The organism is Brevundimonas sp. (assembly GCF_031412435.1).
Classification (GTDB): Bacteria; Pseudomonadota; Alphaproteobacteria; order Caulobacterales; family Caulobacteraceae; genus Brevundimonas.
Genome location: NZ_JANODA010000087.1, coordinates 48,764 through 60,876, shown reverse-complemented (window position 1 = coordinate 60,876; position 12,113 = coordinate 48,764). Strand labels below are relative to the sequence as shown.

The window sequence follows — 12,113 nt, the reverse complement described above, 5'->3', positions numbered from 1 at the left end:
CGACAACCTTAAACATATATCGCTGGTTTTGGGCGAGTCCTTTTTCTCGCCCTGAGCGGCAGGTTGCGAGAAGCGTTGCCGAAATGCGACGTCGCAGAGGCGTCACGCTTGCGGTTGCGGGGCTTTTTCCCGGGCGATCGTGTCCAGGGTGAGCGCCAGGGCGAGCCTGCCGGAAGGATCCGAGACCCGCGCCTCGAGATCGCGGTGGCTCTTAAACGCGCTGGTCACCACGAACTCATCCAGCGCAGCCTTTCGGCTCTCATCGCTCAAGACGGACCAGTGGTTGAAGGCAAAGGCGAGCCGCCAGTCGGTGACGTCAGGGCCATAGGGGGCCACGGCGTAGGAAGCGGCGAGGGCGCGATCCCCTGCTCCGCTGAGGCCGCCCGGCGAGACACTGTCGAGGTAGGCCAGACGCAGCCAGGCCGTGGGATTGGCGGGTGCCTGGGCCAGTGATCGGCGGGTCTCGAGAATCGCCCGGGCGCGCGCCGTCTCGTCGGTCGCCGCACTTTGCGCCAGCGCGTCGGCCCGCCGTTCGAACACGGGTGCCAGGCCCGTCGCAGCGGCGAAGTCCGTGTGCGGCAGGGCGAGCGCCGCCGCTGTCAGCGTCGTGGCCGCAAAACCTGCAGCCGCCAGGACGACGGCGACCGTCGACGGCTTGATCCTCTGTCGTGACATCCAAACTCACCCGCAGCCCGGCGCGAGACTACATCGCCGATCCGCCGGGCCGCAACGGCTTGGGACGTCGAGGCCAATCGCGGCGACCTGCCGTGGGACGGCCTAGCTTCAGGCGCGTGATCGGCGGGGGTCGCCCCCTTCAAGCCGCGTCCAGACGAGCGGCGCTCCCGGCGTCTGCCGCTCCAGCCAGTCGTATGGCGCGCTGTCCCAGCGAACAACCCAGGGACTGAGGTTGTCCAGGACATATTCGCCGTCCCCGGCCCTCACCAGCAGGACCGCATGGATCTCGCCGCCGCGGGTGCGAACGATGGCCAGCGACAGCAGGTCGGGATCGACGCCGGTTTCGATCAGGGCGCGCCGCTTGGCCAAGGCATAGTCCTCGCAATCGCCTCGGGGGCGTGGGCCGGTCGGCGCGGCCCAGACATCGGCTGCGCCGAACGTGGCCTCGTCGGATGAGCGTCGGATGGCCCAGTTGATGCGACGGTTGACCGCCTCAAGGTCGCGGATGCGGACAGGCGGCGGGGACGTAACGGCAGTCCCGGATGGGGCGGAAACGGCGGGGGGTGGTTGCAGCGCGCCGACGGCCGGTTTGGCGGGCGTTGGCTTGCCAGGCCCTGGCTTGGCGGGACGCCGGGCTGCGGCCTTGCGCGCCGCCGCCTTCTCTGCGGCCCGGGCCTCGCGGATGGCCGCGCCGACGTCGGCGTTGGTCGAGGCGGAGAGGGTGTTGGGCGTTAGGTCCGACCTGCCGGCCGGGTCGCCGATCGAAATGCCCGCATCGGCGAAGGTCCGCTGCCAGCGGGTCCGGCTGGCCCAGGCGCGCACGGCCGAAAGCGCGGCGGCGTCACCGCGATCAGCCACACAGTCCTGCGGCGAGGTTTCGCAAAGCACGAGGAAGCCGGCCGGCGGCGCGGTCGGCGCGCCCTCCGCCATGAACCCGGAAAGGTCCTGCGCCTTGGCTCCGGTCGCCAGTCCGGCGACACAGGCCAGAGCCAACACAACGGAAGAATATTGCGATCGCATTTTGCGCCCCGATTGATGAGGCTATTGAGCAGATCGCATTATAATATCACGCTTACATTCTACGTTACTTCAATACCTACCAATATGGTTGATCTATGTTAAAGTTAATCGAGATTCACCTTGATTGCTTGTTTTGTGCGGGGAGCGATCTGGCGACTAGGCTTGCCGGTCATCGGCGATCCCTCGATGGCGAAACGTCTCTTCCTGAGGGTCCGAGGCGCCCGGCACGGTGAATATTAGCGCCGGGGTTGTCCTCGATTCGGGGATGGCGGAACGATGTGCTACGGGCCGGGCCGATCAGTTGAAGCGTTAAGAGGCGTCCATGTCCGGACCGGACTTCACCGTCGACAGCGACGCGCCGCAGCCGTTCGCCCAACGGATTGCCGGGGCCGTACGCGCCTGGGCGTCGACGGAGGTCGGAGGCTGGACGGTCGTTGGTTTGTTGGCCGCCTTGGCCCTGGCAGCGGTGATCGCCCTGTTGATCGTGCCGCGGATGCAGAAGGGCGCAGACCCGACCGCCTCGACGGTCCTGACGGCCGGCCAGGGCGTCCAGGGGCCGGTGGCGGACCTAACCGAATTCACCCTTGCGCCCGATGCGATCCAGGACTTCAGCTATGATCAAGCCCGACTCTGGAACGCGGGACTGCCCTTCTCGACCGATCCCATTCGACCCGCGGCGCCGCTCATCGCCCCCACGGCGGACATCGAGGCCTATGGACGGGCGCTGGATTGCCTGACCGCGGCCATCTATTATGAAGCCGCCTCCGAGACCCCTCAGGGGCAGGCTGCGGTGGCCCAGGTCGTGCTGAACCGCGCCCGCCATCCTGCCTATCCCCGCACGGTCTGCGGCGTGGTCTTCCAAGGCTCCGATCGCGTGACCGGCTGTCAGTTCAGCTTCACTTGCGACGGCGCCATGGCGCGCGTCCCCTCGCCCGCCGGCTGGAACCGGGCGCGATCGGTCGCAACGGCGGCTCTGAACGGCGCCGTGGCGGCCTCCGTCGGGACGGCGACCCACTATCACACCGACTGGGTCGCCCCTTACTGGGCCCCCCGCCTGACCAAACTGGCCAAGATCGGGACCCATATCTTCTACCGCTGGAACGGGGCCTGGGGCCTGCCCTCGGCCTTCACCGGCGTCTATTCTGGCATCGAGCCCATCGTTCCGAAGATGGCCGCCCTGACGACCATCAAGGCCGCCCTGCCGGCGGAGATCCTCGAACTGGCCGAACTGGCGCCTACTCTGCCGGAGACCGACGCCTCACGGGTGTCGCCCCGGTTGGCGGTCGGGACCTTCCAGTCCGCCGGGGCTGACCTCGCAGCCGGGCTGGACACCGCAGACCAGCCCGCCGTACCGCCGCCGCCTGTTCCCCCGGCGCCCGTGATCCAGCGGGATGTGCCCATCATGGCGGATCCGCTCGTCAGCCCGGCGGAACCCGCACGCCGGCGTCAAAGGATCGCCGCGCCGTCCGGCTGGTGACCGGGTGCCTGACCCAATCGCCTATTCGACGCTGACCCACTTGGCGAGGTTCCGGGGCTGGTCCACGTCCGTGCCCTTCTCGAGCGCCGTGCAGCAGGCCCGCAACAGGACCGGGATCGAGCAGATCAGGGGCGCGAGAAAGGCAGACACGTCAACCGCCGGCCTGTCGACCCGGTTTCCGGTACGGTCTTGAATTTGGGCTCCGGCCCGGCTCAGACGAACGATGTCGCCCTCCTCCAAGCAGGAGATCGTCTGGGCGAACGGACCGACGGCGAGGGCGTCCGACCCGAGATACACTCCCCCTCGCCCCAGCCGACGACCAGGGGACTGCCCTGTCGCCCACCCAGCATCAGATCAGTCTCGGCCTCGATGAGGACGGCCAGCGCATAAGCTCCTGTGAGGCGATCCAGAACCTGGCCCAGCGCCGTGACTGGATCCGGCTCCGTGGTCAAGGCCTGGTCGAGGAGATGAGCGATTGCCTCGGTGTCGGTGTTGCTTTCGGAGGTTCGGCCTTGAGCGCGGCGAAAGTCTCGGTGATGCCGTTGTGCGCCAGGCCAACCTTGGCGGCGCGAAGCGGGTGGGCGTTGGCGGTCGTCGGCGCGCCCTGTGTGGCCAAGCGTGTGTGGCCGATGCCGAGGTGGGAAGATGGGGGGTTCGGCTGCGACCACGGCCTCGAGCTCGCGGATCTTGCCCTGGCGTGACGCCGTTCGATACGGCCTCCACGAGCGCCAACACGCAGGCGGAATAGTAGTCGCGGTACTCCAGTCGTTTGAGGCTTTCGATCAGCCTCTCACACACCCGGTTGGATCCCGACGATCCCGGACATGCCCACCCCCCGGTAGCGTTCGAATGGTGCACGCTCCGAGGGAACGTCTTGCTCGCGGCATTCTGGAACACCGTTCTGCCGCCGGTTCCGGATTCGCCATTTCTTAACCGATTCACAAGTGCGAAATGATCTGAACCGACTCGCTGAAGCCGTATCGGATCCGGAGGCGCTAGCTGATCCCTTTGCGCTGCGGTATGGCCATGGTTGAAACATCCTGGAGACGAAGATGCTGCGCACCCTCCTCATCGCACTGCTGGGCTTGATGTTCGCATCTCTGGTCGCCTCCTGCGCCCAGGGCGTCATGGCATCCGGGACGAGCGCCGAGGCTGCTGCCGATACACGGGTCATCGAGGAGTACCGGCTGGGGGTCGCTGACAAGGTGCGGGTGACCGTCTTCGGCGAGGCCGCCCTGACCGGCGAGTTTCTGGTGGGCGGCAACGGCAGGATTTCCCTGCCCCTGATCGGCGAGACCCAGGCCAGCGGCCTGACGATCGGCCAGTTCCAGCAGGAGGTGGCCACCGCGCTACAGGACGGTTTCATCACCAATCCGCGGGTCAGCGCCGAGGTCCTGAACTACCGTCCGTTCTACATTCTAGGGGAGGTCAACACGCCAGGGGAATACCCTTACACCAATAGTCTGACGGTGCTGAACGCCGTCGCTACGGCGGGTGGCTTCACCTATCGCGCCGACAACCGCCGCGTCTACATCAAGCGGGCGGACGGGGACGCCGAAGAGGAATTCCCTCTGACGACCTCGACCCGCGTGGCGCCCGGCGACACCATCCGCATCCGCGAGCGGCTGTTCTAGCCCGGGTTTCTCGGGGACTGCGGCACCCCGCGATCGCGGAGGACAGCCGAAGGTTTCTGTTGCGGGGAATTGCGGACAGCCCCGTCCCGGTGACAGGCACGGTCCTCCCTGCGGCGGATCGTATCGGTCAATCCGTCGGCTGACGGACGCGCCGGATCGGGCGTTGTGCGCGGCCCTCGTCGTCGCCGGTTGATGTTGACCGTTCAGCCGAGCCATGGCGACAACAGGCTCCACCAGACCGCGACGCTGAAAACAATGGCGATCGTCCAGGCGAGAACCTTCCACGCCGGTGATCGGGGGGGATCAGGGGTCGGCATTGGCCTGTTCCTCAAGTTCCGCGTCGGGTTTCCAGTTCGAACAATTCGTGATCCGCACCCAGCTCGACTCTCCGGGAAAGATCGGTCTGCTTGGACGGGAACTGGCCACTCCAGTTAGCTTCTTCCACCCAAATTAAGCGCCCCGCCAGTCTCTCAAATCCGTCGATGGTCGCTCTATATCGGCCTGGTCTGGCCGGGCCGCATCAGACCGAGGGGGGCGGCCTGCTCGGCCGAGAGGACGCCCCCGATAGAGAATTCCCTCCGCAGGGCGGGAAGTCGCCGCTTGAGCGGATCGCGATCAAGACCTGCGCCTCAGTGTCAGCCCTGACCGCCCACAAACATGCCGATGTCGAGGCCCGGCGTGTTGGGGGCCGCTCCGCTTACAAAATAGCCCGACATGTCTCAGCCCCCGGGAGCAAGACAAGTTGTATACCTTCATTAACTTCTGCGTCCACCGTTCCCTGAGCACCAGATTGCTAGTGTTAACACGGAGCCGGTCGGCACGGGCGAACCCGCCACACCCGAACCTGCGGCGGGGCGGCGCAGGTTCCCCGCAGTGTCGACCTTTTGCAAACCATCTCCCTACACGTCGTTTTCGGAGATCGGCGGCTAAGCGGTTTTCCTCTCGCTGGAGCCGCTCATGACCCCAAACCGCCTTGTCGCCCTTCTGCGCATCTGCGCCCTTTGCTCGGCGGTCTGTCTCACCATCCTGTTCCTCGGGCCGTTCACCTATCTGGTCGACGTCTTCCACGTCACGGACAAGGAGGCTCACGCCCTCGCCTTCTTCGGCGTGACGCTTGGGCTGTTCGCCATCGCCCCCCGGTGGCGCAGAACCGACCTGGCGCTGGCCGCCCTGGCCTTCGGCGTCCTCATCGAGCTGGCCCAGGGCCTTACCGGACGCGGCGTCTCCCTGACGGACCTGATGGCGGACGGCGTCGGGATCCTGGCCGCGCTCGTCCCCGGCATCGTCGAGCGGCTCAGACATCATCTGCGAACCTCACCCGACATCGATTTCGCCAGCATCCGGGCGAGGGACCGTCGCTCGCGGACCGCACCCGTCCCCGCCTCGCTCATCCAGCCCGAGACCCCAGCGGCTGTCCGGGCGCGCTGACTATTTGGCGCCTGCCGTTTCCACTCTCTCGTCGCCACAAGACAGGATCCCGCCCCTCCCCATGCTGTTGCGCCTGTTTGCCAAACGATCCGCCAGGCCGGCGTCGCGCACCCCGCCCGACTGTGTCGTCTGGGCGGTGGGCGACATCCACGGACGCTCGGATCTGGCCGACCGGCTGATCCAGGCCATCCGCACCGACCTCCATGCGGCGGTAGCCTCGCGCAGGGTGGTGGTCTTCCTCGGCGACTATGTCGATCGCGGGCTCGATTCCCGAGGGGTGCTGGACCAACTGGTCAACCTGGCCGCCGATCCGGCGCTGGAGGTCCATCTCCTGCGCGGCAACCATGAAGACCGGATGGAGGCCTTCCTCGACGATCCGCAGATCGGCCCGTCCTGGTGCGACTACGGCGGGCGCGAAGCCCTGGTCTCCTACGGCGTCGATCCGCCGCCGATGCGCGGCGATGCGCAGGCCTGGGCGGAGGCGTCTCGCGCGCTGGGCCAAGCCCTGCCGGCCCCGCACCTCGCCTTGCTGGCCGGTCTGGAGACCTCGGTCTCGATCGGCGACTATTTCTTCGCCCACGCCGGCGCCCGGCCCGGCGTGGCGCTCGAGGCCCAGTCGCCAGACGACCTGATGTGGATCCGCCAACCCTTTCTGAATCACACCGGCCTATTCGAACAGGTGGTCGTCCACGGCCACACCCCGACTGAGACGGTATATTCCGATGCCCGCCGCATCGGCGTCGACACCGGCGCCTATGCGACCAATGTCCTTTCGGCGGTCCGCCTCGAGCGCGAGACGCGCATCCTGCTGCAGGCGACGGGGCGCGCCGGCCGCATCGCAATCACGACCTCGGCCCTGGCTCATGGCTCGAAGAGCCGTTGAGCATCGCCCGGCCGCGAAACACTGACGGTCTTGCGGGCACGCTCTGTTCAGGGCGACGCGGATCCGGTTCAGCGGCGGCCCCTTTACAACGACGGCCTCTCGCCTGCAAATATCGATAAATCAACGACCTATTGCCGCCGCCCTGAGGGTTGTCACGAACCGACGACCCGACTCTGGCCTTACGGTTGCAGGCGTTGGACACACGTGAAGCGATCGTCCCGGGGGGAGACACAATGCCAGCAGTTGCCGACCAGGTTTTCGCCGCTGTGATCGGACTGGGGGTGATCGGGATAGGCTTGTTCGTCCGCGCCATCATCCGTTGGGGCAATCGGCGCATGCCGATGAAGTTCTGACAGGCGGCCTGAAACGTCCGGTCGCCTGAGCACGATCTGTGGGTCTGGGCTGCGGACCAGACCAGACAACGCCGCCAGCCCCCCCTTCCCGCGGCCACCGCAGCGATCGAGGGCCTGTCGCGCCGGCCTTGCCTGAGGCGCTCGGCAGACGCCTTGTGCAGGTCTAGAGGAACCGGCTGAGAAACCCGACGATCACCACACACGCCAGGGAGGCTGCGATCCAGCGCCACGCGGTCTTGCGTTGGGCCTTGGGCGGCGCGGGCCAGAATGGATTTTGACGGTCGTGGCTCATGGGCATCGTCGATCCTTACGGCATCGTCGCCGGTTCGGCCAAGACCGACCTGATCCCGACGACGGAAGCGGCGCAGGCGTGCCGGGCGTCCGCGAGAGGCTGTCCCGCCACCCAGACCCGAAGCCGGCCGTCATGACTTCAAGCGAGCGTGGCCCCGTTCCAGGCGTCGTGCGCCGCACCCCGGAACGTCCGGAGCCTCGACCGGCGGATCAGATGTCGGTGGGCGCCCTGGACCTGCCGACCGGAGACCCTGTGTCATCGGTCTGGCGGCGCCCCGATGCCGCTGTACGCGCGGGGCCGCCCGCCCCCTGCCCCCGAATGCAGGCCTCCAGACAACCGGGGTGGAGACAGGTCGCGATCGAACGGGCGCGCGGACCAAATTTAACGACCCTGGTCGAGCCCCCGCGGGCCGAGGATTTCAACCAGCCCGGTCTTCGACAGGGACAGCCCGACCGTCCGCCCCGTGACCGGCAGGGCTGCACCCGTCCGCAGGCGTCCGTAGTGCTCCATGCCGCCCTTGTCCCGCACCACCACCCAGGGCGAGGCGCCGGCCTCGTCGTGAAAGCCGGTCCTGACCACGACGCCCCGGACGGTTTCGGCGCTCAGCGGACGGATGTCCCGGGCCCCTTCAAGTCGGCGCTGGTTCAGGGTGCGGATCACGTCGCGCCGAACCTGCAGTGTGCGCAGCCTCGTCTCCATCTCATCGTCGAGCCGGTATCGTCGCCCCGACCGCACCGCCAGTCCCAGCGCCTCCAGGTGACGCAGCCGCCCCCGCGTCAACGCCGCCCAGGCGTCGCTTGCGCCGACGCCGTCATCCACCATGCCCGAGGCGTCCGCCGCCGCGAGCAGCCGCCTGTCGAAACGGGTGAACCGGTCGGCCCCGGTCTCCTTCCAGATGCGCCGCTCGGCCTCGACCCGGGACAGATCGCCGAGCCGCTCCTGGGCGACCTCCTGGGCCCGGCCGCGAAATCCGTAGCCCATGTAGTCGCGCGGAATGACCAGATCCCGTCCGTCCCCTCGCCGCCCCCGCACCAGGACATGGGCGTGCGGCTGATCGGTGTCGTAGTGGCAGGTCGCGAACCAGTCGAGACCCGGCTCGCCGAGGTCCGCCGAAACCCGGTCCAGGACCTCCCGGACCCAGGATCCGAGATCCAGCCGGTCGCCGTGTTCCGGCGAGAGGATGAACCGGAAATGGTGCCGGTCGTCGCTCCAGTCCCTCGTCCTCGCTTCGGGTCGAAACCCCTCTTGCGACTGATCGAAGAACGCCGGCCGTTCGCCCTCGACCCCTGCGCCGGAGCGACCGAGGTAGATCGCATGTTTGGCGAGACCGGCGGCCCGGCCCGCCCCCTTGCCGAGATGGCGGCAGACCAGGGCCTTGACGATCACCCGCTGACGGACGTCCAGCCGGAAGGCGCGACCGGAACGGGTCTGCGCCGCCTTGAGGACGCCAGAACGGTCGCCCAGGGCGAAGAGCCGGGAACTGGCCAGACGTCGAAGCATCCCCGTCCTGACGTTCATCCGCTCGGTCTTGAGGCGCAGGGGCAGGCTCACGTCCGGTCCTGTCGCCCGGGCGTCGGAGGCCGCCGACAGCCGGGTCTCGATCGCGTCGCGAAGCAGCATGAGGCCGTGTCCGATCCCGCCCCGCGACGCGCTCCGGTGATCGACTTGCCGCAAGTCGTTCGACACCGCAGATCAGGCCGCCAAGCCACGGACAAGATACGGGAAACAGCAACCGCCAGACACCTCCTTTTATCTTGCCCTCCACCCCTTCTGACGGATTTTTCCACATCGCTGTCATCACCGACCCTATCCGATCAAACCCGATCGACAGCTCCCGCTGAGCCGTTCCAAGACGTGGCTACGCGGCTGCCGGACGCTGGACGTCCCCGGATGACAGACAAAAACCCGCCCGGCCGAAGCCGAGCGGGTCGATAATTCCAGCGGTGTCGGATCAGGCCGCGCGCGCCTTGATGGAGACGTGCCGCAGCCCGGACTCCGTCGCCTTCTGTCCGAGATTGAGCGCCGGTCCGAATGGCCGTCCGTCCGCCCTCCCCCGGTCCACCGACTGGACCAGAGTGAGGCAGACCTCCGGCTCGAGCGCGATCAGGTCGTCGTTCGCCCGGAAGGGAGCCGCCTTGCCGTGGGTGTCGAAATCCGCTCTGGCGAGGATCAGCTTCACCCCCTTCTGCTGGGCCCATTTGATCGCCAGTTTCTCGGAGCCCTTCGCCCCGGTCGTGGCCAGGGCCATGTCCGGCCATTCCTGCTTCGCCCAGTTGAGAGCGTCGAAGATCCGCCCCGCATCCTCGGCGCTGTCAGCCGTCGGCGCGCCCCGGAAGGCGACCACCGGACTACCCGGATCGGCCTCTCTGGACCGCCGTTGCCGGATCGCCCGGATCGCCTGTTTCGCCTCCAGTTGCGCCGCCGTCAGATGCGTGCCGCGCCGGCTACCGCGCCAGGCCGTCCAGACCTCCCCGGTCGCGACCGTCCAGGTTTCGGAAGCCGCGTCCCGGATCAGTTCGCAGGCCTGCGTCGCCGCATCGCCGGCCCGGGCGTTGGCCGTGGCTTCCTGGAGTTCGGTGTCCGCCGCCTCGGATCCGTCGAAGTCGCGGTCGAGCGATCGCATCGTATCTCGGGCCCGATCCGCGTCGCGTTCGATCCGCCCGGCCGCCGAGTGGAAGGCGCCGATCAGGGCCTCCCCGATGATCGTCTGATAGTCCTCGAGCGCGGTGTCCGTGATCACGTCCACCAGTTCGGTCATGAGAGCGCGCCCGAGCTGGACCAGAGCCTCCTCCGTCGGGTGCGGACGGTGATCGCCGAGCGACGCCGACAGGTCGTCGAAGGCGGAGTCGGACTTCTGGGAAGCGGAGGCGGTGAAGGGAGGGCTGTAGAAGGTCATTGGAACATTCCTTTGAGAATGCCGTGCGCCCCATGCGCAACGACCCCGGTCTTGGCCATATCGGGGTCCCCGGTAGTCACCGGAGCGGGTCGCCGCTTGCGACCCGCGGAGGGGAACGGCGCAGCCGTTGACTTCCGGGGTGATATGACAAGATCGGAGGGCGTTGTGTGGGGGCAAGTCGTCGTCGCCCGTCGCGACGACGACACACCTCGGCGCATCGCTTGCGCCGATGCGGACGACGACCCGGGCCCGGCGTCTCCCGACGGCGGCGCGCCGCCGTCCCGTCCGGTGGACGACCCGGACGGCATAGCAAGACGGCGGCCCCCGCGAGGCCGCCGTCGATCATCATCGCTTATGTTGAAAAAACGAAGTCTGTCCTCAACCCAGTCCGGCAAGGTTGAGCAGCGACGAGGCGCCGCCCGGCGGCGTCCGATAGCCCACCGCCGCGTGGCCGATGCAGAAGGCGCCCCGAGCCACCGGCCGGCCGCACAACGAGAAGCCCGCCTGGGCAGGATCACCGTAGGGCCACCGGCACTGCCCGCGCCTCACCGTCAGGATCGTCAGCCCGCCGGTCGGCAGGTCGGGCGCCTGTTCGGCCGGGACCGATGCGGGGCCGGCCGCCCCCCGATCGGCCGGTCCCGCCATGGCCCTGCCGATGCGCGGCCGGGGCGCTGCGGCCTGGGAGACAGCCGGCCGACCCGGCCGACCGGCCGACAGGCCGAGCCGGTGCACCTTTCCCAGGACCGCACTGCGGCTGATGCCGTTCTGCAGCTCGCCGGCGATCTGCGCGGCGGTCCGGCCCTCGAGCCAGAGCGTCTTGAGGCGACCGATCCGAGCGTCGGTCCAGGCGTATGTGGTCATGGCGGAACTCCGAAGCCGGCAGGCCCGATCGGCCCGCCCCCCTCCGCCCTTCCTCCCGCCTTCCGGCCGCCGCCGGTGACGCCGGCGCCGCAGACAAACGGCCCGGGTCGAAGGAACCCGGGCCGTCTTTCACGCGGCAAGCTGTCAGAACGGAATGTCGTCGTTGAGGTCGTAGCCGCCGGCCGGCTCCTGGACCTGGCGGTCGCCGGGATCAGCCTGCGGGTCCGCGGCCCGCCGGTTCTTCAGCCGGATGTCGCTGACGATCAGGCGCAGGTCGTAGTGTTCGACCCCGTCCTTGCCGGTCCAGGTGTCGTTCTCGACATGGCCCTGGAGGACGACACGGCTGCCCTTCCTGGCGAACGGCGCGATGTAGTTCTCGGTCGTCGCCTCGCCGAAGCAGACGCAGTTGAAGCCGGTGGTGCGCTCGCCCGGCGTGCCGTCGGCCTTGCGGTAGCGGGTGGTCTCCAGCACGCGGAAGCTTGCGCGCTTCCGGCCCGAGCCCTGGGCCGAGAGGATGGAGGGATCGGCGGCCAGATAGCCTTCGATGACGAGGGATTGCATGGTCAGTCTCCTGAAGATGAGGATGGGAAAAGG

The 12,113-nt window shown here is 68.0% G+C and carries 12 protein-coding genes; 4 read left to right on the top strand and 8 right to left on the bottom strand.

What is annotated here, in order from left to right; genetic code table 11:
• Positions 1 to 102 precede the first annotated feature (102 nt).
• Positions 103 to 675 (bottom strand): hypothetical protein, encoded by a 573-nt coding sequence (locus RMO01_RS17565; protein WP_309630359.1) that lies wholly within the window; start codon positions 673 to 675, stop codon positions 103 to 105.
• A 108-nt stretch (positions 676 to 783) separates the two neighbouring features.
• Positions 784 to 1,695 carry a transglutaminase-like cysteine peptidase gene (locus RMO01_RS17560; RefSeq protein ID WP_309630358.1) on the bottom strand — a complete coding sequence of 304 codons (912 nt, stop codon included), beginning with the start codon at positions 1,693 to 1,695 and terminating at the stop codon, positions 784 to 786.
• A gap of 322 nt (positions 1,696 to 2,017) precedes the next feature.
• Here RMO01_RS17560 and RMO01_RS17555 point away from each other — a divergent pair, with 322 nt between their 5' ends.
• Entirely contained in the window at positions 2,018 to 3,172 is a 1,155-nt protein-coding gene (locus tag RMO01_RS17555; RefSeq protein ID WP_309630357.1) for a cell wall hydrolase, read from the top strand.
• 21 nt (positions 3,173 to 3,193) lie between these two features.
• Here RMO01_RS17555 and RMO01_RS17550 read toward each other — a convergent pair whose 3' ends face one another.
• On the bottom strand, positions 3,194 to 3,322 hold the full coding sequence (locus RMO01_RS17550) for a hypothetical protein (protein ID WP_309630356.1): 129 nt from the start codon (positions 3,320 to 3,322) through the stop codon (positions 3,194 to 3,196).
• Positions 3,323 to 3,620: 298 nt separating this feature from the next.
• On the bottom strand, positions 3,621 to 3,788 hold the full coding sequence (locus RMO01_RS17545; RefSeq protein WP_309630355.1) for a hypothetical protein: 168 nt from the start codon (positions 3,786 to 3,788) through the stop codon (positions 3,621 to 3,623).
• 436 nt (positions 3,789 to 4,224) lie between these two features.
• Between RMO01_RS17545 and RMO01_RS17540 the strand changes: the two genes are divergently transcribed.
• The 3 genes from RMO01_RS17540 to RMO01_RS17530 all read left to right on the top strand — a co-directional run bounded on the left by RMO01_RS17540 (position 4,225) and on the right by RMO01_RS17530 (position 7,117).
• Positions 4,225 to 4,806 carry a polysaccharide biosynthesis/export family protein gene (locus RMO01_RS17540; RefSeq protein ID WP_309630354.1) on the top strand — a complete coding sequence of 194 codons (582 nt, stop codon included), beginning with the start codon at positions 4,225 to 4,227 and terminating at the stop codon, positions 4,804 to 4,806.
• A 957-nt stretch (positions 4,807 to 5,763) separates the two neighbouring features.
• Complete coding sequence (locus RMO01_RS17535) at positions 5,764 to 6,234, top strand: hypothetical protein (RefSeq protein ID WP_309630353.1); 471 nt, start codon at positions 5,764 to 5,766, stop codon at positions 6,232 to 6,234.
• 61 nt (positions 6,235 to 6,295) lie between these two features.
• Positions 6,296 to 7,117 (top strand): metallophosphoesterase family protein, encoded by an 822-nt coding sequence (locus RMO01_RS17530; protein WP_309630352.1) that lies wholly within the window; start codon positions 6,296 to 6,298, stop codon positions 7,115 to 7,117.
• 1,026 nt (positions 7,118 to 8,143) lie between these two features.
• Here RMO01_RS17530 and RMO01_RS17525 read toward each other — a convergent pair.
• From RMO01_RS17525 to RMO01_RS17510, 4 genes are all read right to left on the bottom strand, one after another.
• Positions 8,144 to 9,382, bottom strand: coding sequence for a DUF3363 domain-containing protein (locus tag RMO01_RS17525; protein ID WP_309630351.1), 1,239 nt, complete (start codon positions 9,380 to 9,382; stop codon positions 8,144 to 8,146).
• A 331-nt stretch (positions 9,383 to 9,713) separates the two neighbouring features.
• Entirely contained in the window at positions 9,714 to 10,658 is a 945-nt protein-coding gene (locus RMO01_RS17520; RefSeq protein ID WP_309630350.1) for a DUF2493 domain-containing protein, read from the bottom strand.
• A gap of 378 nt (positions 10,659 to 11,036) precedes the next feature.
• Positions 11,037 to 11,519 (bottom strand): GcrA family cell cycle regulator, encoded by a 483-nt coding sequence (locus RMO01_RS17515; protein WP_309630349.1) that lies wholly within the window; start codon positions 11,517 to 11,519, stop codon positions 11,037 to 11,039.
• Positions 11,520 to 11,663: 144 nt separating this feature from the next.
• Positions 11,664 to 12,080: a single-stranded DNA-binding protein gene (locus tag RMO01_RS17510; RefSeq protein ID WP_309630348.1), complete on the bottom strand. Its 417-nt coding sequence runs from the start codon at positions 12,078 to 12,080 to the stop codon at positions 11,664 to 11,666.
• Positions 12,081 to 12,113: the final 33 nt, after the last annotated feature.

Excerpts from the sequence above, each read along its gene's own strand:
- RMO01_RS17510 (WP_309630348.1), bottom strand. The coding sequence starts at position 12,080 with ATGCAATCCCTCGTCATCGAAGGCTATCTGGCCGCCGATCCCTCCATC.
- RMO01_RS17530 (WP_309630352.1), top strand. The coding sequence starts at position 6,296 with ATGCTGTTGCGCCTGTTTGCCAAACGATCCGCCAGGCCGGCGTCGCGC.
- RMO01_RS17525 (WP_309630351.1), bottom strand. The coding sequence starts at position 9,382 with ATGCTGCTTCGCGACGCGATCGAGACCCGGCTGTCGGCGGCCTCCGAC.
- RMO01_RS17560 (WP_309630358.1), bottom strand. The coding sequence starts at position 1,695 with ATGCGATCGCAATATTCTTCCGTTGTGTTGGCTCTGGCCTGTGTCGCC.
- RMO01_RS17520 (WP_309630350.1), bottom strand. The coding sequence starts at position 10,658 with ATGACCTTCTACAGCCCTCCCTTCACCGCCTCCGCTTCCCAGAAGTCC.
- RMO01_RS17515 (WP_309630349.1), bottom strand. The coding sequence starts at position 11,519 with ATGACCACATACGCCTGGACCGACGCTCGGATCGGTCGCCTCAAGACG.
- RMO01_RS17540 (WP_309630354.1), top strand. The coding sequence starts at position 4,225 with ATGCTGCGCACCCTCCTCATCGCACTGCTGGGCTTGATGTTCGCATCT.
- RMO01_RS17555 (WP_309630357.1), top strand. The coding sequence starts at position 2,018 with ATGTCCGGACCGGACTTCACCGTCGACAGCGACGCGCCGCAGCCGTTC.
- RMO01_RS17565 (WP_309630359.1), bottom strand. The coding sequence starts at position 675 with ATGTCACGACAGAGGATCAAGCCGTCGACGGTCGCCGTCGTCCTGGCG.
- RMO01_RS17535 (WP_309630353.1), top strand. The coding sequence starts at position 5,764 with ATGACCCCAAACCGCCTTGTCGCCCTTCTGCGCATCTGCGCCCTTTGC.